Below are 23743 nucleotides of genomic sequence, written 5' to 3' on the forward strand. Positions count from 1 at the left end.
AAATTACCTAACTAATTCTAAATATCCTTGAACAGGATCCTCTCCAGTACCCAAGTCGACTAAATAGAAGTACGTTCCAGCTGGTAATTTGAGGCCACCGCCACCAACATTACTAAATCCTTCAAATCGAACAGACGTATTATTGTATCCATCTATGTCAAAAATCTTTTGACCCGCTCTATTGAAAATTTTCACATTATTATTAGGGAAATAATCAATACAGTCAATCAAGAAGAAATCATTCTTACCATCTGCGTTGGCAGACACGCCATTGTAAATCGTTAACGATGTTTCTATGGTAAATGAAGCGTCATATGTACATCCATTTTCTGCGGTAAATGTCACCGTATAATCTCCTGGATATGCATCTATTAGGCTGGATTCATTACCAACAATAGTTCCATTCGCATCTCTCCATTCATAATCTGTTGCCAGATTAAATTGCTCAAACCCAACTTTAGCAGAACCTGAGAATTGATTGGTAGAACCATCTTCTGTTCTCAAACAAACTGAATTATTGAAAATCACCTCATAAACAGGGTCTACCACTTCATACCTTACTTCAACAGAAGTAAGTGACGATTCACACCCTGTTGATAGATTTCTCGCTCTTACAAGATAGGTTGTGGTATCTAGATTAAACACTTCAGAACCAGTCGTATATGGAGTGGTCATATCAGTAGGATCGAACCATTCGAAGATAAAGTTATTCGTAACCCCATCTACATTGGCAATGGCACTACCATTAGCAAACGAACAGTTATTTCTCCCATTGTTCACAATCACAGTCGGCGCATTTGGTATTTCTGCTACATTGAGTATATCGAAAGATTCTCCTGCCGGACATCCTGTGATGACATTTGTCAAGACTACTGAGTAAGTACCAGCTCTTAATGAGTCAATGAAGAATCCTGTACCAATTTCAATATTGGAATCATCGTACCATGCAATGTCAACAGAAGATAAATTTGGAACACTTACTGATGCAAATCCATTCTTGACATCAAAGCATACAGTCACATCACTAGATGTAAGTTCATACACTGGATCTGTGGTCGCTGGTTCTACAAATACCTGAGTGGCATTAGATACACATAGATTGTCTACCAAGTCTACGACTAGTACCACGTAGTTTCCGGAAGGTAGGTTCTCCACCAATGATCCAGTGTAATCCGCGTTAGCTGGGTTTGGATTTGTACCTACAGTTGTAATGTTTCCAATGAACCAGTAGAACGCATAATCCGTAACCGATCTTCCTGGAGCCGGCGTAATGACTGAAGCCGCAACTTTACCATTCGGGTTAACACAATTGGTATTTGCCGAAGTAGTTGTTGAGATCGGAATTGGATTTGGAATGTTATCGACCATCTCATACGTTTCAGAAATTGTACATCCTGTTGTATTATCCGTTACTTCTACGGTGTAGAATCCGGCAGCTAACCCTGAGACATTATTTGTATTGGCGCCTGTTAGGTTTGATCCGCCTGTATAATCGTCAGAGGTTAATGGATTGGTAGTTCCTGTACCAAAATACCATTCAAAATCATAAGTAGCATTCTCTGGTTGCCCATCAGCAAGTACCACAAAACCTCCATTTGGATTACTCGGAGAACAATTGGTTTGGAAATCAAAATCATCCAATGTGATAACCGGGTAGCTAATGTTTTCACCAACTTCAATTTCAAATACTGGAGTAGTGCAATTCACGATTGTATTTGTTCCAATTATCCAATAAGTCCTCGGTGTGGCAGTAACATATGCTGCACCGGCATTTCCTGTAAATACAGGAGCTGGACTTCCAGTGGTTGGGTCTACATCATAGTAATCAAAATTATAGTCACTTACATTATCTCTATTTACAGATGTAACTGTTATTGTTCCATTTCCAGGAGAACATATAGTGGCATCAGTAGTCGCTGCAGTAAATATTTGAACATTCGTAGGAACATTTGGTAAAGCGAACTCCTCAAGCGTTACACATCCTGTTGATAGTCTGGTTACTTCTACTGTATACGTATCAGCAGCAAGTCCCGAGATGTCAGATGTACTTACTCCCACAGGATTTGATCCATTCCCAGGATCAGTATTGTTTACTAGTGGGGTAGTAGTTCCAGACCCTAAATACCATTGGAAGGTATAGTCAGGATCAGTATCATCTATGTTACTAGTTGTGCCAACTGTTGCTGTAGCTCTAAGACTTCCGTTTGGAGTAGCTCCTGCTGCACATGTAGAATCTGCAACTTGAAGTACGATTCGAACTGCAGGTCGAAGTACATTATCAACTATGTCAAACTCTGTAGATTCAGATACACAATCTGAGTCTAGTTTTCTAACAACTGCGAAGTAAGAACCTGCACTTAATTCCGTATAAATGAAGTTATTCGGATCACCATCTCCATCAGTCGTTGCAACCGTCAACGCAGCATCATCATACACTTCAAGCCTATAATTCCCTGCCATGGAAGCCTGATTAATAATTGTTCCTTTGAAGTTCGTTTCTACTAATTCAAAACTTCCAACATCAAGAGGATTCCCATCATTATCATCATCACAGATATCATTATTCGTTACGGTGTAGTTGAAAATGCTTGGCAGTTCCTGTACGTTGGTCACCGCATAGCTTCTGCTAATAGAACAGCTGGTATTTGTGTTCGTGACGGTTACCGTATAATTCCCTGAAGGCACTCCTTGTAAAGCCACTTCATTATCAGTAACCCCTGCAAAATCTGTAGAAACGTTATTTCCTGTAGCATCATTTACCCACTGAACTGTAAAATGATCGGTGTGATCAAACTGACCATCTATTAGCACTTCTAGGCCTCCTGCATTGACACCACCACCACAATCTTCATCTGGAGTCATACTCACAAGTGTCACTTGAGGATTTCTAACGGAATCTTCGATGCTTATCATCCCTGTTGCTGTCATACAACCTGTGGTGGTATTTTCAGCAGTTATGAAGTAGTCGTTACTTGCCAGAGTTGTATATGAAATCGAAGTAGCTACTATGTTGGTATAAGGCGAGCCAGCCAGCTCACCAGACCCTACAGCTCCTGTATAAATCCGAATTTCGAAATCAGACAAATCTCCGGATGAAACATCACTATCGTTAATAATTAAGGTGCCACTATTTCCTGTACATAATGAATCGGCTTCAACTCTTGCTTGAATTGCAGAAACATCTAGTGTCGGAATATTGTCTTGAGAGTCTACTGTGAAAGCAGCAGAAGCGGTACAACCTGTATTACCTGTATTAGGAGTATCTCCCAAGTCCTTCACAATTTGAACCGTGTAGTCGCCAGTTGCAAGGTTAGAAATAGCTGTCAAGTCTCCACTCGCAGTTGCAGTTCCTCTTGATCCACCATCATTTGGAAATATTTCGTTTGCAGCCGCTATGGCTCCTCTGTACCAGGTAATTGTATAATCACTTGGTGTGCCAGCTATAGTTTCATCTGTTATTGCTATTGTGAGAGCGCCATCACCTTGATTTCCTGCGTTATCACAATAAGTATCATCAGATTTAGAACTAAGGCTGATGATTGGATTAACTCTTTCATCCTCGATGACGAATTCTACGAACTCCGCAGCGGTTTGTGTACAACCAGTTTCGGCAGTGTTGGTAATCTGTACATAGTAAGTACCAGCAGTAAGTCCAGCAACTTCACTAGCACCTGCATCTCCATTGTTAGCCCCCACGACAAGCGCATCGGCAAGCGCAGTGGTTCCATCACTTTCAAACCAATCGAAGGTATAATCCGCCATGGTAGTGTTAGTAACCAGTCCAGAAGGTCTGGTTTCAGTCACTCTGAGGACTTCAAACGCACCATTTGAAGGGGTACAATCTTCATTTGCAGAGATGGTGTAATCGGTATTGAGGGTATTACCTACCAGGATGGTAGACTCAAACTGATCGATTGTCACACTCTGAATAGGAGAGGTACATCCATCGCCAGGGTTAGTAAGGTCTTCTGCTACAATGTAGTAAGTACCAGCCGGCAGGTTATTGATTCTGTTGACACCCGCTTGTCCGTTAGTGGTATTACCAGAAGCACCAGTTCCATCGAATGATAGATTGACAAGTCCTGGATCATCTGTAGGATCGAGAGTGTTAGTAGCTCCTGCATCAAAGTACCAGGTGAAGATGTAATCATCGACATCCATGGATCCGTTGTTGACAGCAGCAGTAGCCTGTCCTGTAGGAGGGTTGGTAGCGTCATCATCACACGAGATATCGTCTGCATTAGCAGTAACAGATATGGCCGGGTTGATTCTTTCATCCTCGATGACGAATTCTACGAACTCCGCAGCGGTTTGTGTACAACCAGTTTCGGCAGTATTGGTAATCTGTACATAGTAAGTACCAGCAGTAAGTCCAGCAACTTCACTAGCACCTGCATCTCCATTGTTAGCTCCCACGACAAGCGCATCGGCCAGCGCAGTGGTTCCATCACTTTCAAACCAATCGAAGGTATAATCCGCCATGGTAGTGTTAGTAACCAGTCCCGAAGGTCTGGTTTCAGTCACTCTGAGGACTTCAAACGCACCATTTGAAGGGGTACAATCTTCATTTGCAGAGATGGTGTAATCGGTATTGAGGGTATTACCTACCAGGATGGTAGACTCAAACTGATCGATTGTCACACTCTGAATAGGAGAGGTACATCCATCGCCAGGGTTAGTAAGGTCTTCTGCTACAATGTAGTAAGTACCAGCCGGCAGGTTATTGATTCTGTTGACACCCGCTTGTCCGTTAGTGGTATTACCAGAAGCACCAGTTCCATCGAATGATAGATTGACAAGTCCTGGATCATCTGTAGGATCGAGAGTGTTAGTAGCTCCTGCATCAAAGTACCAGGTGAAGATGTAATCATCGACATCCATGGATCCGTTGTTGACAGCAGCAGTAGCCTGTCCTGTAGGAGGGTTGGTAGCGTCATCATCACACGAGATATCGTCTGCATTAGCAGTAACAGATATGGCCGGGTTGATTCTTTCATCCTCGATGACGAATTCTACGAACTCCGCAGCGGTTTGTGTACAACCAGTTTCGGCAGTGTTGGTAATCTGTACATAGTAAGTACCAGCAGTAAGTCCAGCAACTTCACTAGCACCTGCATCTCCATTGTTAGCCCCCACGACAAGCGCATCGGCAAGCGCAGTGGTTCCATCACTTTCAAACCAATCGAAGGTATAATCCGCCATGGTAGTGTTAGTAACCAGTCCAGAAGGTCTGGTTTCAGTCACTCTGAGGACTTCAAACGCACCATTTGAAGGGGTACAATCTTCATTTGCAGAGATGGTGTAATCGGTATTGAGGGTATTACCTACCAGGATGGTAGACTCAAACTGATCGATTGTCACACTCTGAATAGGAGAGGTACATCCATCGCCAGGGTTAGTAAGGTCTTCTGCTACAATGTAGTAAGTACCAGCCGGCAGGTTATTGATTCTGTTGACACCCGCTTGTCCGTTAGTGGTATTACCAGAAGCACCAGTTCCATCGAATGATAGATTGACAAGTCCTGGATCATCTGTAGGATCGAGAGTGTTAGTAGCTCCTGCATCAAAGTACCAGGTGAAGATGTAATCATCGACATCCATGGATCCGTTGTTGACAGCAGCAGTAGCCTGTCCTGTAGGAGGGTTGGTAGCGTCATCATCACACGAGATATCGTCTGCATTAGCAGTAACAGATATGGCCGGGTTGATTCTTTCATCCTCGATGACGAATTCTACGAACTCCGCAGCGGTTTGTGTACAACCAGTTTCGGCAGTGTTGGTAATCTGTACATAGTAAGTACCAGCAGTAAGTCCAGCAACTTCACTAGCACCTGCATCTCCATTGTTAGCCCCCACGACAAGCGCATCGGCAAGCGCAGTGGTTCCATCACTTTCAAACCAATCGAAGGTATAATCCGCCATGGTAGTGTTAGTAACCAGTCCAGAAGGTCTGGTTTCAGTCACTCTGAGGACTTCAAACGCACCATTTGAAGGGGTACAATCTTCATTTGCAGAGATGGTGTAATCGGTATTGAGGGTATTACCTACCAGGATGGTAGACTCAAACTGATCGATTGTCACACTCTGAATAGGAGAGGTACATCCATCGCCAGGGTTAGTAAGGTCTTCTGCTACAATGTAGTAAGTACCAGCCGGCAGGTTATTGATTCTGTTGACACCCGCTTGTCCGTTAGTGGTATTACCAGAAGCACCAGTTCCATCGAATGATAGATTGACAAGTCCTGGATCATCTGTAGGATCGAGAGTGTTAGTAGCTCCTGCATCAAAGTACCAGGTGAAGATGTAATCATCGACATCCATGGATCCGTTGTTGACAGCAGCAGTAGCCTGTCCTGTAGGAGGGTTGGTAGCGTCATCATCACACGAGATATCGTCTGCATTAGCAGTAACAGATATGGCCGGGTTGATTCTTTCATCCTCGATGACGAATTCTACGAACTCCGCAGCGGTTTGTGTACAACCAGTTTCGGCAGTATTGGTAATCTGTACATAGTAAGTACCAGCAGTAAGTCCAGCAACTTCACTAGCACCTGCATCTCCATTGTTAGCTCCCACGACAAGCGCATCGGCCAGCGCAGTGGTTCCATCACTTTCAAACCAATCGAAGGTATAATCCGCCATGGTAGTGTTAGTAACCAGTCCCGAAGGTCTGGTTTCAGTCACTCTGAGGACTTCAAACGCACCATTTGAAGGGGTACAATCTTCATTTGCAGAGATGGTGTAATCGGTATTGAGGGTATTACCTACCAGGATGGTAGACTCAAACTGATCGATTGTCACACTCTGAATAGGAGAGGTACATCCATCGCCAGGGTTAGTAAGGTCTTCTGCTACAATGTAGTAAGTACCAGCCGGCAGGTTATTGATTCTGTTGACACCCGCTTGTCCGTTAGTGGTATTACCAGAAGCACCAGTTCCATCGAATGATAGATTGACAAGTCCTGGATCATCTGTAGGATCGAGAGTGTTAGTAGCTCCTGCATCAAAGTACCAGGTGAAGATGTAATCATCGACATCCATGGATCCGTTGTTGACAGCAGCAGTAGCCTGTCCTGTAGGAGGGTTGGTAGCGTCATCATCACACGAGATATCGTCTGCATTAGCAGTAACAGATATGGCCGGGTTGATTCTTTCATCCTCGATGACGAATTCTACGAACTCCGCAGCGGTTTGTGTACAACCAGTTTCGGCAGTGTTGGTAATCTGTACATAGTAAGTACCAGCAGTAAGTCCAGCAACTTCACTAGCACCTGCATCTCCATTGTTAGCTCCCACGACAAGCGCATCGGCCAGCGCAGTGGTTCCATCACTTTCAAACCAATCGAAGGTATAATCCGCCATGGTAGTGTTAGTAACCAGTCCCGAAGGTCTGGTTTCAGTCACTCTGAGGACTTCAAACGCACCATTTGAAGGGGTACAATCTTCATTTGCAGAGATGGTGTAATCGGTATTGAGGGTATTACCTACCAGGATGGTAGACTCAAACTGATCGATTGTCACACTCTGAATAGGAGAGGTACATCCATCGCCAGGGTTAGTAAGGTCTTCTGCTACAATGTAGTAAGTACCAGCCGGCAGGTTATTGATTCTGTTGACACCCGCTTGTCCGTTAGTGGTATTACCAGAAGCACCAGTTCCATCGAATGATAGATTGACAAGTCCTGGATCATCTGTAGGATCGAGAGTGTTAGTAGCTCCTGCATCAAAGTACCAGGTGAAGATGTAATCATCGACATCCATGGATCCGTTGTTGACAGCAGCAGTAGCCTGTCCTGTAGGAGGGTTGGTAGCGTCATCATCACACGAGATATCGTCTGCATTAGCAGTAACAGATATGGCCGGGTTGATTCTTTCATCCTCGATGACGAATTCTACGAACTCCGCAGCGGTTTGTGTACAACCAGTTTCGGCAGTGTTGGTAATCTGTACATAGTAAGTACCAGCAGTAAGTCCAGCAACTTCACTAGCACCTGCATCTCCATTGTTAGCCCCCACGACAAGCGCATCGGCAAGCGCAGTGGTTCCATCACTTTCAAACCAATCGAAGGTATAATCCGCCATGGTAGTGTTAGTAACCAGTCCAGAAGGTCTGGTTTCAGTCACTCTGAGGACTTCAAACGCACCATTTGAAGGGGTACAATCTTCATTTGCAGAGATGGTGTAATCGGTATTGAGGGTATTACCTACCAGGATGGTAGACTCAAACTGATCGATTGTCACACTCTGAATAGGAGAGGTACATCCATCGCCAGGGTTAGTAAGGTCTTCTGCTACAATGTAGTAAGTACCAGCCGGCAGGTTATTGATTCTGTTGACACCCGCTTGTCCGTTAGTGGTATTACCAGAAGCACCAGTTCCATCGAATGATAGATTGACAAGTCCTGGATCATCTGTAGGATCGAGAGTGTTAGTAGCTCCTGCATCAAAGTACCAGGTGAAGATGTAATCATCGACATCCATGGATCCGTTGTTGACAGCAGCAGTAGCCTGTCCTGTAGGAGGGTTGGTAGCGTCATCATCACACGAGATATCGTCTGCATTAGCAGTAACAGATATGGCCGGGTTGATTCTTTCATCCTCGATGACGAATTCTACGAACTCCGCAGCGGTTTGTGTACAACCAGTTTCGGCAGTATTGGTAATCTGTACATAGTAAGTACCAGCAGTAAGTCCAGCAACTTCACTAGCACCTGCATCTCCATTGTTAGCTCCCACGACAAGCGCATCGGCCAGCGCAGTGGTTCCATCACTTTCAAACCAATCGAAGGTATAATCCGCCATGGTAGTGTTAGTAACCAGTCCCGAAGGTCTGGTTTCAGTCACTCTGAGGACTTCAAACGCACCATTTGAAGGGGTACAATCTTCATTTGCAGAGATGGTGTAATCGGTATTGAGGGTATTACCTACCAGGATGGTAGACTCAAACTGATCGATTGTCACACTCTGAATAGGAGAGGTACATCCATCGCCAGGGTTAGTAAGGTCTTCTGCTACAATGTAGTAAGTACCAGCCGGCAGGTTATTGATTCTGTTGACACCCGCTTGTCCGTTAGTGGTATTACCAGAAGCACCAGTTCCATCGAATGATAGATTGACAAGTCCTGGATCATCTGTAGGATCGAGAGTGTTAGTAGCTCCTGCATCAAAGTACCAGGTGAAGATGTAATCATCGACATCCATGGATCCGTTGTTGACAGCAGCAGTAGCCTGTCCTGTAGGAGGGTTGGTAGCGTCATCATCACACGAGATATCGTCTGCATTAGCAGTAACAGATATGGCCGGGTTGATTCTTTCATCCTCGATGACGAATTCTACGAACTCCGCAGCGGTTTGTGTACAACCAGTTTCGGCAGTGTTGGTAATCTGTACATAGTAAGTACCAGCAGTAAGTCCAGCAACTTCACTAGCACCTGCATCTCCATTGTTAGCCCCCACGACAAGCGCATCGGCAAGCGCAGTGGTTCCATCACTTTCAAACCAATCGAAGGTATAATCCGCCATGGTAGTGTTAGTAACCAGTCCAGAAGGTCTGGTTTCAGTCACTCTGAGGACTTCAAACGCACCATTTGAAGGGGTACAATCTTCATTTGCAGAGATGGTGTAATCGGTATTGAGGGTATTACCTACCAGGATGGTAGACTCAAACTGATCGATTGTCACACTCTGAATAGGAGAGGTACATCCATCGCCAGGGTTAGTAAGGTCTTCTGCTACAATGTAGTAAGTACCAGCCGGCAGGTTATTGATTCTGTTGACACCCGCTTGTCCGTTAGTGGTATTACCAGAAGCACCAGTTCCATCGAATGATAGATTGACAAGTCCTGGATCATCTGTAGGATCGAGAGTGTTAGTAGCTCCTGCATCAAAGTACCAGGTGAAGATGTAATCATCGACATCCATGGATCCGTTGTTGACAGCAGCAGTAGCCTGTCCTGTAGGAGGGTTGGTAGCGTCATCATCACACGAGATATCGTCTGCATTAGCAGTAACAGATATGGCCGGGTTGATTCTTTCATCCTCGATGACGAATTCTACGAACTCCGCAGCGGTTTGTGTACAACCAGTTTCGGCAGTGTTGGTAATCTGTACATAGTAAGTACCAGCAGTAAGTCCAGCAACTTCACTAGCACCTGCATCTCCATTGTTAGCCCCCACGACAAGCGCATCGGCAAGCGCAGTGGTTCCATCACTTTCAAACCAATCGAAGGTATAATCCGCCATGGTAGTGTTAGTAACCAGTCCAGAAGGTCTGGTTTCAGTCACTCTGAGGACTTCAAACGCACCATTTGAAGGGGTACAATCTTCATTTGCAGAGATGGTGTAATCGGTATTGAGGGTATTACCTACCAGGATGGTAGACTCAAACTGATCGATTGTCACACTCTGAATAGGAGAGGTACATCCATCGCCAGGGTTAGTAAGGTCTTCTGCTACAATGTAGTAAGTACCAGCCGGCAGGTTATTGATTCTGTTGACACCCGCTTGTCCGTTAGTGGTATTACCAGAAGCACCAGTTCCATCGAATGATAGATTGACAAGTCCTGGATCATCTGTAGGATCGAGGGTGTTAGTAGCTCCTGCATCAAAGTACCAGGTGAAGATGTAATCATCAACATCCATGGATCCGTTGTTGACAGCAGCAGTAGCCTGTCCTGTAGGAGGGTTGGTAGCGTCATCATCACACGAGATATCGTCTGCATTAGCAGTAACAGATATGGCCGGGTTGATTCTTTCATCCTCGATGACGAATTCTACGAACTCCGCAGCGGTTTGTGTACAACCAGTTTCGGCCGTATTGGTAATCTGTACATAGTAAGTACCAGCAGTAAGTCCAGCAACTTCACTAGCACCTGCATCTCCATTGTTAGCTCCCACGACAAGCGCATCGGCCAGCGCAGTGGTTCCATCACTTTCAAACCAATCGAAAGTATAATCCGCCATGGTAGTGTTAGTAACCAGTCCTGAAGGTCTGGTTTCAGTCACTCTGAGGACTTCAAACGCACCATTTGAAGGGGTACAATCTTCATTTGCAGAGATGGTGTAATCGGTATTGAGGGTATTACCTACCAGGATGGTAGACTCAAACTGATCGATTGTCACACTCTGAATAGGAGAGGTACATCCATCGCCAGGGTTAGTAAGGTCTTCAGCTACAATGTAGTAAGTACCAGCCGGCAGGTTATTGATTCTGTTGACACCCGCTTGTCCGTTAGTGGTATTACCAGAAGCACCAGTTCCATCGAATGATAGATTGACAAGTCCTGGATCATCTGTAGGATCGAGGGTGTTAGTAGCTCCTGCATCAAAGTACCAGGTGAAGATGTAATCATCAACATCCATGGATCCGTTGTTGACAGCAGCAGTAGCCTGTCCTGTAGGAGGGTTAGTAGCGTCATCATCACACGAGATATCGTCTGCATTAGCAGTAACAGATATGGCCGGGTTGATTCTTTCATCCTCGACTATTACTTCATAAAAATTTAGTACTGTTGGACAACCGGAACCAGAGAGGTCATCGATAGTGATATAATAAGTACCGCTTTCGAAAACTCTAAAGTGATTATCTGCAATACTTCCCGTATTGTCAATTGAATTTGTCAACACTGTGGTGGCAGTCACCCCTCCACCATTGTTGAAGTTCTCACCATTAGCGATTGTTCCTGCTGTATATGTAGCAATAAGCGCATCAGCATTATTATCAGAGATTACTGTTGCAGTACCACCTCCTGCAAATGAGAGATTATCACCATTTTCAAATGTTCCGCCTGCTAAAGTGTTATATGGAATGTAAATTATTTGAGTCGCTTGATCAGAAAGATACCATTTGAATAAATAGTCTGTAAATGTTGTACTTGAAGTACCATTGTCGTTTATAGCAGTTACTTCAACTTCACCATTAAAGGGATCACAATCATCATTTGCAGTTATATCAACCGTTAAGATTTCTTGTATTTCTAAATCTTCTGCAATTGTGAAAGTAGCACTCGTTACAGAACATCCAATATCCGCTACAGTAGTAGAGTTGTGTCTTGTAACATCTACGTAATAGTCATCAGCTGCTAAATTGCTTGGAGTAGTTGAAGTTACAGTGTATCCACTTGCAAAAGGGTTAGTGTTATCACTAATAGTTTCTGTGAAGAATGGAACTCCTGCACCATCAACATACCATTCAAAAGTAAATCCACTACCAAGAAAATCATCATCAGCATTCTCTGTAACTGTTACTGAGAGAGAGCCATTGTCAGAATCACAGAAAGAATCATCTACAACATCAAAAGAAGTTATGATTGGATCATAAGCCTCCTGAACAAGATTATCTATGGCAGCTGTTGTCCAACATTCGTCTCCGCTAGCGAAAGCTGCAGAAGCCTTTTCTCTCGCAATCGCAGTATATGGGCCAGAAGGTAGGTTATTAAAAGTAATTGTTCCTCCCTCAGAAATTGTTCCTGGATTGTCAATTTGAATACCGTCACCGTCAAATACCCTCCCATCATCCGGATCATAGGAATATGGGAAGCGTAAAGATGCGCCTGTTGAATTTGTTATAGTGTATGCTGTAAACCGATCGGCAGGCACACCTGAACCAGCATATAAGTAAATTATATACTCATCAATATCATCAGCCTCATTATTAACAAACCCTGCACCAGAAATAGCATCGATCGTAGCTCTATTACCAGTATTTGTTCCAACAATTTCATCTCCAAATCCTGAAGCTAGACTACCGGACAGTATTGACAATTGTACAGTCCCTGCACCATCATCGAAACTAATAAATCCGGTCGCATTGCTACCACCACCATTATCTACAGAGGTATATGGTTCTAAAGTTTCAAAATCTCCAGTGTTACCTCCATCATACGTTACTGTAAGCGATTGAAAATCTGCCAATGAGACCGCAGCAGTTCCATTATCTGGACATTCATCAACATTTGTAACAGTGAGGGCGGTTGTTGTTTGGATTCCATTAAAAGGAAGATCAAATGTACTTTGATACCTACATCCTGAGTTATCTTCAACAACAAGAGTGTATAATCCTGAAACGATATTATCTAATTCGGTAGTTGTTCCTGAGGTATGATTTACATCGATATTTGCTGTTGGATCTGCCTGAAGTTGACTTGTGCCATCAGCTAGTGCATCTGCTCCTGTCGGATCATTATTTGCAAAATCATCAGAACCTTCATACCAATAAAAGTTGGCTATTCCACCACCATTGTCTGTCACAATAGCACTGAGTTCACCTCCTTGACCATTACAAGCACCTGGAATAGCATCAGCTGTAATTGTGATTGTTGGAGATGCAGGTAAACTACTACCAACTACAATATCAGTTCTGCTAGATGTACAGCCAGATTGAGTATCAGAAACAAACACTGAATAAGTACCGGCAGTCAAATAGTTTAATGTGGATACTCCAACCGTACCTGTCGTGGTTATGTTTTCACCACTATTAACTGTTGCTGCTGCCCCAGATGATGCACCCGTAATTCCATTACCATTGGAAATGTCACCACTTAAATTGGAGGCGAGTATAGTTCCGGATGCATCAAATGCAATAACTGTGGCGGTTTCTCCACCAATATTAATCGTTTCACTTTCTTCAAATGTTCCTGTAAGACCATTAAATGGGATTTCTACTAACTGTGTGGCTCCCAAGTACCAGTCGTACTTATATACCGGGGTATGTCCAACAGGAGCTCCCGCGACAGTTACACTCGTAACAGTTGCAGTTCCATCTTCAATGTTACAATTCATTTGATCCGTGGAGCCTGTATTTGGAGTTAGAGTTAAAGTCTGTGCGGTTACTGCAATGACTTCAGTTTCAGTACAAAAAGTTGTGTTGTTCTGTACTTCTACTATATAGTTACCTGCTCCCAAGCCACTAATCGTATTGTCAGCATCAGTAGTTGCATTTATGGCAGTACCAGTAGCAGATGTTCCACTATACCATGTTAATGTATAACCAGTAGAGCCACCATTTATTGAAGCAGTGAGTTGGCCGGTATTTGTACCTGGACAACCAAAATCACTTTGATCCATTGTTGTAATTATATCAATTACAGGCAGAGACTCACCGATGGTCACATTGGCAGTAGCAGAAGTACACCCTGTGATGTCATCGGTAACGATGAGGATATAGTCATCAGCCTGAACGTTGCTTAGCGTAGCATCGGTATCGATGGTGGTACCCGGATCAGCGGCAGTAGCCCACGCATAGGAGTAGGTACCCGAGCCACCAGTTACTGTAGCATTGGCAGTTCCAGTGAAAGGTGCCCCACAAACTGTATTATCAGTAGCACTGGCAGTGAGCGCGACCTGATCAACGACCGGATCATCCGAACCATTCGAGATGGTGAATGGATAATCAACCGGACAGCTGTTATCAGCATTGGTCACGGTCATGATGTAGTTACCAGCCGGAAGTCCGGTTACGGTAGCCGTTGCGTTATTAGCCGGATAAGCGACATCTTCATATCCTGCAGTAGCACCGGCATTATCGATAGCAGTACCTCCCGCAGTTTCAAGAGCGAAGTTGTATCCACCACCTGGTTCAACAGCCGGGTTAGAAGTAGCAGGAGTGAGTGTTACCTGTCCGTTGGCATCCGGATTACCTCCAACACCATCTTGCACACAGACGGTGTTATCAATATTGTTTGATTCAGTCACTGCAACCGTAGGCAGAGACTCACCGATGGTCACATTGGCAGTAGCAGAAGTACACCCTGTGATGTCATCGGTAACGATGAGGATGTAGTCATCAGCCTGAACGTTACTTAGTGTAGCATCGGTATCGATGGTAGTACCCGGATCAGCGGCAGTAGCCCATGCATAGGAGTAGGTACCCGAGCCACCAGTTACTGTAGCATTGGCAGTTCCAGTGAAAGGTGCCACGCATGCTGTATTATCAGTAGCACTGGCAGTGAGCGCAACCTGATCAACGACCGGATCATCCGAACCATTCGAGATGGTGAATGGATAATCAACAGGACAGTTGTTATCAGCATTGGTCACGGTCATGATGTAGTTACCAGCCGGAAGTCCGGTGATGGTAGCCGTTGCATTATTAGCCGGATAAGCGACATCTTCATATCCTGCAGTAGCACCTGCATTATCGATAGCAGTACCTCCCGCAGTTTCAAGAGCGAAGTTGTATCCACCACCTGGTTCAACAGCCGGGTTAGAAGTAGCAGGAGTGAGTGTCACCTGTCCGTTGGCATCCGGATTACCTCCAACACCATCTTGCACACAGACGGTGTTATCAATATTGTTTGATTCAGTCACTGCGACCGTAGGCAGAGACTCACCGATGGTCACATTGGCAGTAGCAGAAGTACACCCTGTGATGTCATCGGTAACGATGAGGATGTAGTCATCAGCCTGAACGTTACTTAGTGTAGCATCGGTATCGATGGTAGTACCCGGATCAGCGGCAGTAGCCCACGCATAGGAGTAGGTACCCGAGCCACCAGTTACTGTAGCATTGGCAGTTCCGTTGAAAGGTGCCACGCATGCTGTATTATCAGTAGCACTGGCAGTGAGCGCAACCTGATCAACGACCGGATCATCCGAACCATTCGAGATGGTGAATGGATAATCAACCGGACAGCTGTTATCAGCATTGGTCACGGTCATGATGTAGTTACCAGCCGGAAGTCCGGTTACGGTAGCCGTTGCGTTATTAGCCGGATAAGCGACATCTTCATATCCTGCAGTAGCACCTGCATTATCGATAGCAGTACCTCCCGCAGTTTCAAGAGCGAAGTTGTATCCACCACCTGGTTCAACAGCCGGGTTAGAAGTAGCAGGAGTGAGTGTTACCTGTCCGTTGGCATCCGGATTACCTCCAACACCATCTTGCACACAGACGGTGTTATCAATATTGTTTGATTCAGTCACTGCGACCGTAGGCAGAGACTCACCGATGGTCACATTGGCAGTAGCAGAAGTACACCCTGTGATGTCATCGGTAACGATGAGGATGTAGTCATCAGCCTGAACGTTACTTAGTGTAGCATCGGTATCGATGGTAGTACCCGGATCAGCGGCAGTAGCCCATGCATAGGAGTAGGTACCCGAGCCACCAGTTACTGTAGCATTGGCAGTTCCAGTGAAAGGTGCCCCACAAACTGTATTATCAGTAGCACTGGCAGTGAGCGCAACCTGATCAACGACCGGATCATCCGAACCATTCGAGATGGTGAATGGATAATCAACAGGACAGTTGTTATCAGCATTGGTCACGGTCATGATGTAGTTACCAGCCGGAAGTCCGGTGATGGTAGCCGTTGCATTATTAGCCGGATAAGCGACATCTTCATATCCTGCAGTAGCACCTGCATTATCGATAGCAGTACCTCCCGCAGTTTCAAGAGCGAAGTTGTATCCACCACCTGGTTCAACAGCCGGGTTAGAAGTAGCAGGAGTGAGTGTCACCTGTCCGTTGGCATCCGGATTACCTCCAACACCATCTTGCACACAGACGGTGTTATCAATATTGTTTGATTCAGTCACTGCGACCGTAGGCAGAGACTCACCGATGGTCACATTGGCAGTAGCAGAAGTACACCCTGTGATGTCATCGGTAACGATGAGGATGTAGTCATCAGCCTGAACGTTACTTAGTGTAGCATCGGTATCGATGGTAGTACCCGGATCAGCGGCAGTAGCCCATGCATAGGAGTAGGTACCCGAGCCACCAGTTACTGTAGCATTGGCAGTTCCAGTGAAAGGTGCCACGCATGCTGTATTATCAGTAGCACTGGCAGTGAGCGCAACCTGATCAACGACCGGATCATCCGAACCATTCGAGATGGTGAATGGATAATCAACCGGACAGTTGTTATTAGCATTGGTCACGGTCATGATGTAGTTACCAGCCGGAAGTCCGGTTACGGTAGCCGTTGCGTTATTAGCCGGATAAGCGACATCTTCATATCCTGCAGTAGCACCGGCATTATCGATAGCAGTACCTCCCGCAGTTTCAAGAGCGAAGTTGTATCCACCACCTGGTTCAACAGCCGGGTTAGAAGTAGCAGGAGTGAGTGTTACCTGTCCGTTGGCATCCGGATTACCTCCAACACCATCTTGCACACAGACAGTGTTATCAATATTGTTTGATTCAGTCACTGCAACCGTAGGCAGAGACTCACCGATGGTCACATTGGCAGTAGCAGAAGTACACCCTGTGATGTCATCGGTAACGATGAGGATGTAGTCATCAGCCTGAACGTTACTTAGTGTAGCATCGGTATCGATGGTAGTACCCGGATCAGCGGCAGTAGCCCATGCATAGGAGTAGGTACCCGAGCCACCAGTTACTGTAGCATTGGCAGTTCCGTTGAAAGGTGCCACGCATGCTGTATTATCAGTAGCACTGGCAGTGAGCGCGACCTGATCAACAACCGGATCATCCGAACCATTCGAGATGGTGAATGGATAATCAACCGGACAGCTGTTATCAGCATTGGTCACGGTCATGATGTAGTTACCAGCCGGAAGTCCGGTGATGGTAGCCGTTGCATTATTAGCCGGATAAGCGACATCTTCATATCCTGCAGTAGCACCGGCATTATCGATAGCAGTACCTCCCGCAGTTTCAAGAGCGAAGTTGTATCCACCACCTGGTTCAACAGCCGGGTTAGAAGTAGCAGGAGTGAGTGTCACCTGTCCGTTGGCATCCGGATTACCTCCAACACCATCTTGCACACAGACAGTGTTATCAATATTGTTTGATTCAGTCACTGCAACAACAGGAAGATTGACACCAACTGTAACTTCTAATGTGTCCGAGCTGCAACTTAATGTTGAAGTCGCCACGACTTTATAGGTATCATTAATCAATCCTGTTACATCTGCTGTAGCAGATCCACTAACCGGAGCAGTTTCAGTGACTTGTGTTCCGTTTGAGTAGAAATAATCGAAATCATAAGTTCCTGCCGGAGTAACAGAAACATGGATTTCTCCAGTATATAAAGAAGCATCGCAGCTTGTATTGTCCTGAGTACTTACCAGTGATAATGTCGGCGTTATTTCATTTTCAGTTAAAAGGATTGTTTCAGAGTCATCACATTGTAATCTGTTATGTGTTAATGTCACAGAATAGTTATTCAAATCTGCCGACAATCCACTAATAGTACTATTGTTGGTTCCAGAGAAAGAAACGTTTGAGTTGTTACCTAGATTATCTCCAGCATTAATAGGATTACCGTTATAAAACCATTCAAATGTGTAATTAGTCACACAGGTTGTACAAGTTTCATCCGGGTCAGATGTAGCATATGCACTTAATTGACCGTTACCTATATCACATGATGTATCAGCGTTATCCTCTACAAGGACAACCGTTGGAGTAAATGGATCATTTCCAACATTCAACGTCAATTCTACCGTTTCGCATCCTGTTGATATATTTTCGGCTACAACCGTGTAATCTCCAGCATCTAAGCCATCCAGATCGTTATCTCCAACTGCTGGCCCTGCCAATATGGGGTCCGCTGAGCTAGCGCCATCATACCAGGTGAAGTTATAGTTACTTACTGCATCCCCCTGAATGCTAACAGATAGGAATCCATTCGGATTTGCAGCGTCACATGAGGTATTGTCATTGATTGTTTGCGTAGCGGTAAAAGTAGGAGTAACGGTCACGTCATTGACAACAATGTCTTCGAAATTTGTACATTGAGTATCATCATTCGTTACTCTAACCCGATAGTTTCCTGGGGATAAATTTGAAAAAGTAAATGGTACAGACCCATCTGCTATTGTTTCATCCGAACCAATTTGTGTTGTAAATGAGTGCCCATCAAAAATCTCATAGGTATATGATGCTGGTTCGCTTCCAGGCATTGATGCAGTTACGTCAACGCTTCCGGCATCTGTATCACAATTTGCATCATCTGTAATTGTGGTGGCAATTATTGGCTGATCCTGAGCTCTTGTTATTTCGAATGGAATTTCAACCGCACCACAGCCAGTAAGGTTGTCATAGACCACCAATACATAATTACCATCATCGAGATCATTGAAGACCCCTGAGGTATTGATGTAATCAGCAGTGCCAGAGGCAGAGGTACCCTCATACAATTCAAATCTGTAAGGGAATAGCACGAATGTTACTGAGTCTACGAAGTTTCCTACAGATCCCGCATCGAGACTTTCAAACTGAAATCTGGTAACAAATTGATCGGCAGGAACTGTATAGTTGCCTGAATAAACAGCCCATGCTGTATTATCAGTTGCAAAATCTCCTTGACCAACCTCAGAACCAACTGCACCAATACTTACCCGAATATTATCGGTCCCACCTCTTCCTCTATGAGCAAATGTCCATGAGAATAATGAGTTTGGAACAGTGCTTAAATCAAAATAAAGTGCCCCAATCTGATTTGCTAAGATCTCTGCAAATTGATCTCCTGAATAAGCTGGCACTCCTTGGAAACCGTCATTCCAAAGTTCCATTACTCCATCACCAGCCGTGGTAGACCACCCTGGTACTTCATCCTGGTCCAGGAATGTAAAATTATTTGTGTTGTAAGGAGGTCCAGATATGTCAGGTTGCTCAAAGTCGCTGTTAACATTTCCAATGGAAACATTATTTACATCGCCCGGAACAACGTCAGAAGCATCGATAGAGCCTAAAACAGCTGCATCACAACTGTTGATATTGTTTTGTATCAAATTTCCTGGAGTCACTGATAATGAACCTGGAGTATCAGTTACGTCGATAGTCCTTGTTTCAAAGCAGCTCGTTGAATTATCTGTTACACGAACCGTATAAGTAGCTTCCTCAAGGCCACCCAACTCATAGGTGTTGTCATTAACAAGGAATGCACCTGGAGCTGCAGTGCCTGGTAAGGCATTTGCTGCCAAAGTATTGGCTCCTAAAAACCACTCAAACGTATAACCACTTACCGTTCCAGCACCGTCTCCGTCTGCTCTAACGATACCATTTCCAGCAACACATGAAGTGTTGTCCTGAACAAGAGTGGTACCTGGATTCGGAGCTGTGGAATTGTCATTTACAGTGACTGTTACCGGGTCGGATGTACATCCTGAGGAATTTAAAGTTGCGGTCACAGTATATTGTCCAGGATCTGGTACCGTATAGGTTATTCCGGTGAAGTCTGAAGAAGGTTTAATGGAAGGGCCATCGTACCATTCAAATGTATAATCTGCAGTATTTCCCCCCACGTCAGCTGAAAGTTCACCTGTGCCACCACACGTGGAAATGTCAGTTATCGCGACAGTTGGGTCAGGAGGATTTGAAACTGTAGTAGAAACTGTTCTACTTTCTGAAACCGTACATCCCGTTACATCTTCCGTAACTTCAACCGTATACCCAATCGCATCCAGGTTTGAGAGGATATTACCAGTTCCGATTGGTGTAACGCCCTCTGATTGAATAAACCAGGTGAAGGCGTAACCATCTCCGGTGGTTAATGTATCCTGAGGAATACCTCCACCATCAACCGTTGTATAAGCGAATGCTCCTAATGAACCATCAGGTGTACTACATTCCGTCAATGCACTTATTTCATAAACTTCCACGTTAAAAGTAGGAGTGTTTATCAAGTTGATTGTTAATTCAACTGTATCTGAATAACATTCAGTAGTTGCATAGTAACCTACTACGTCATATGTGCCTGTAGCCATTTGTGGATACTGACTTCCTTCATAGACTATTGATGAGTAGTCATCGTCGTTATACCATCTGAAAACAAAACCATCTGGTTCGGTAAACTCCCTGGTGATATTTGGTCCAGTTCCATTTACCGAAATATTATCGATATAATGATGTTCAGATGAACTAGTACTATGAATCTCAACTCTTATAACAAGAATGGAATCAACTCCATCTGAGTTTAGGTTTGATAGAAATGCAGGCTCATAGGTGAAATCACCAAACTGTGAACCATTATTGAGTAATCCAGATTCAGTTACTACATTATTTTCATCTCTAAGCTCATAATAGGCATTCACAAAATCTCTCCACTGCCCAGAGCTTTCCTGGTTACCATTCTCAAAAATGTCCAAGGAGATGTTTAGATCTGTATAGTTAGAAACGTCAATATCTTCAGATGTCCAGGTAACAATCCCAGCATCATTGGCACCACCCGTTTTAGTTGTTCCGAACATGTTGGAGCCATTGTAAGAAGTGACACCATAAAAATCTGGTGTCTGGCTGCCACCATCTGAAGTCCATGCGGTCTCATCAGTATCAGATTTTGCTGCTGCAGCTCTATCTTCAAAATTTTCTATCCAAAAAGTTTCGTTGTTGCCAGGAGTAGGACCAAAATAGTAGGCGCGCGCACTTCCATTATCTGGTTTTGATGGATCACATTTTCTGTTATCATCAATTTTCTCGACGGTAAGATCAAAAGCCTGATATCCAACTAATGTGCTTTGAATATTATTTCCTGTTTCACATTCTGGTATGGTAGCAGTGGGAAGAGGTACTGACAATGGTGGAGTACCACCATTGTCATTGATTACGACAAATAGTTCAAAGTCACCACCAACACCACTGATAGTTTGGGTAATTGTGAGCGTTTCGCCCACATCGAAACCGACTAATAAAGTTACTTCTGTATCCAATAGAACACCGTCTGATGTTCTTGGATCGCCTGCATAATAAGACACAGGCAGGTTACCGGAAATATCTACATCTCCAATATTTGTTATTTCAAATGCAACAGTTATTTCCGCGTCCGGGCAAGCAGCATCTGTCGCGGAAAGAATACCCACAAAATCAATATCTGGAGAAGCAAACTCTACACAACCTTCTTCATTTAGGATGGGAGCTTGATTCAAAAATGTATTAAGAGGTCTTGAAGGAAACGGAACAAGTGTTCCATCCGCATATTCACATGTTCCGGAGGAGAAAACCACCGAGTGATCTTGAACTTCAGTTGGTATTGTCAGGTCATCATTGATATTAACATTATAGTATCCATGCTGATTCCAAACCCCACGTGCAGGCATCCATGCCTCACCATCCGATTCATATACTCTTATTTGTGAAAATCGTGTATTACTGTAAGGGCTGAATGGCGTTGAGTTATTAAAGTAGCATGAAACGCATATCTCACTACTTCCATCTCCATCAACATCTGCAATAACCGGATATTCTTCCTGTGTTCTTGATACACAAGCAATCTCTCTTCTCTCTGAAGTTGTATTGTCACCGTTACCAACCCCATCAACAATTAAAAGAGACTCCTCACTTCTGTAGACAACTTCAACAGCGCCATCACCATCAAAATCAAAAAGCGAACAACCGGTAAAACCAGAAGATCCTTCCTTAATCGGATGGATCCAGTGAATATTGAAGTTTTCGTCTAATGAGTAAAGTTTTTGGTCCATTACGAAATTGGCATTGAGTTGACCATCTCCGTCAACGTCTCCAATGTTTACTCGTCCAGGCCCCCTCACAAAGTCATTTGTAGGATCATGATAGGTTATGACATTACCATTTGTAACATCCCAATAGAAAATCGTTGTTTCACCATTATACTTTTCTGCAACTGTACCAAGGGCACCAGTCATGATCAAATCAATATTTCCATCCAGGTTATAATCTGCGGCTGAAACAGTAGACCACTGGTCATCCCAGTTTGGATAATATTTAGGATAGTAGTTGAGTAGGGGATCTATGTCACTATGAATGTCATCATCCATATCAGCAATTAAAGTCCTTGTACCAGCTGCCTCATTTATAGACCAAACTTCATTACCAGAGACTAACTCTAAACCATTACAATCAGCGCAAAAAGTATCTGGAAAAAGATCCACGGCAATTGTTCCATGCAAATAATCTTCTTCCCAATTCCCATCACCAGCAATTATTACATTACCAGTTAGTGCATCCATCACTTCGTTTCTATAATATATTTCTACATCACCATCTTCATCAAAATCCGCGACACCAGGCAGACCGATTGATTGATTTACAGAGGCTCTCTCTCTCCATCTCTGAGTCAAAGTTCCAGTGACAAAATCTACGTTGTATAGCGCAAGGTCATCGCCCTTGTTTTGAGATACGATAATATCTCCAATTTCATCCCCGTCTATTTCAGCAACAATAGGTGCATTCTCTGGAGTAAACCCAATGTCTGCAGAAGCGATCGTTGCTCCGGTAGCTCCATTGAGTACGAATAGATCTAGTGTACCATAATTATTAACAGAAATTACTTCCGGAATACCATTTCCATCAAGGTCACCAATTGCCGGAGTGACGTGACTCGTAGCTGTTTCATCGGCAGATCCCCACTGTTCTCTAATAGCAAATGTTGTAACATCGATATCATCTGCACATATAACTTCATTCCCGAAGAAGAAATCATCACAAGCTCCATCTGTGGAACAGTCGCCATCGTAACAGTCAATGAGGCCATCACCATCATCGTCTGTTCCGTTACTACAGTCTTCTGTTTGTGCCTGAAGTATAAGTGTTGAAAAGAATAAAAGGAATGTTAAAATCGAATTCCGATAGTTATTCATGGTATTAGTTGAAATGGATACGGTCATAGATACACTTTTAAGGCATAATGTAACCCTTTAGCAATGTAGATAAACCCCCTGAAAATCAAAAGATATATCGAGTCATGGTAAAGTTACTGTTATAATTCAAAGCAGAACTATATCAATAAAAAATATAAATATTCGAAGGATGAAAATTAGATCAATCGATGAATTTTATAGGTGAATCTTTAGAAGCGGG

1 protein-coding gene is annotated in these 23743 nt (G+C 44.1%); it reads right to left on the reverse strand.

The genetic code is table 11. From position 1 onward, the window contains the following. Window positions 1-3: 3 nt before the first annotated feature. Window positions 4-23550, reverse strand: coding sequence for a gliding motility-associated C-terminal domain-containing protein (locus ACO05G_RS06855; RefSeq protein WP_421765287.1), 23547 nt, complete (start codon window positions 23548-23550; stop codon window positions 4-6). Between the last annotated feature and the right edge of the window lie 193 nt (window positions 23551-23743).

Source organism: Ekhidna sp. (assembly GCF_965227465.1).
GTDB lineage: Bacteria > Bacteroidota > Bacteroidia > Cytophagales > Cyclobacteriaceae > Ekhidna.

Coding starts and splice junctions, on each gene's coding strand:
- ACO05G_RS06855 (WP_421765287.1), bottom strand. CDS start 23,550: ATGACCGTATCCATTTCAACTAATACCATGAATAACTATCGGAATTCG.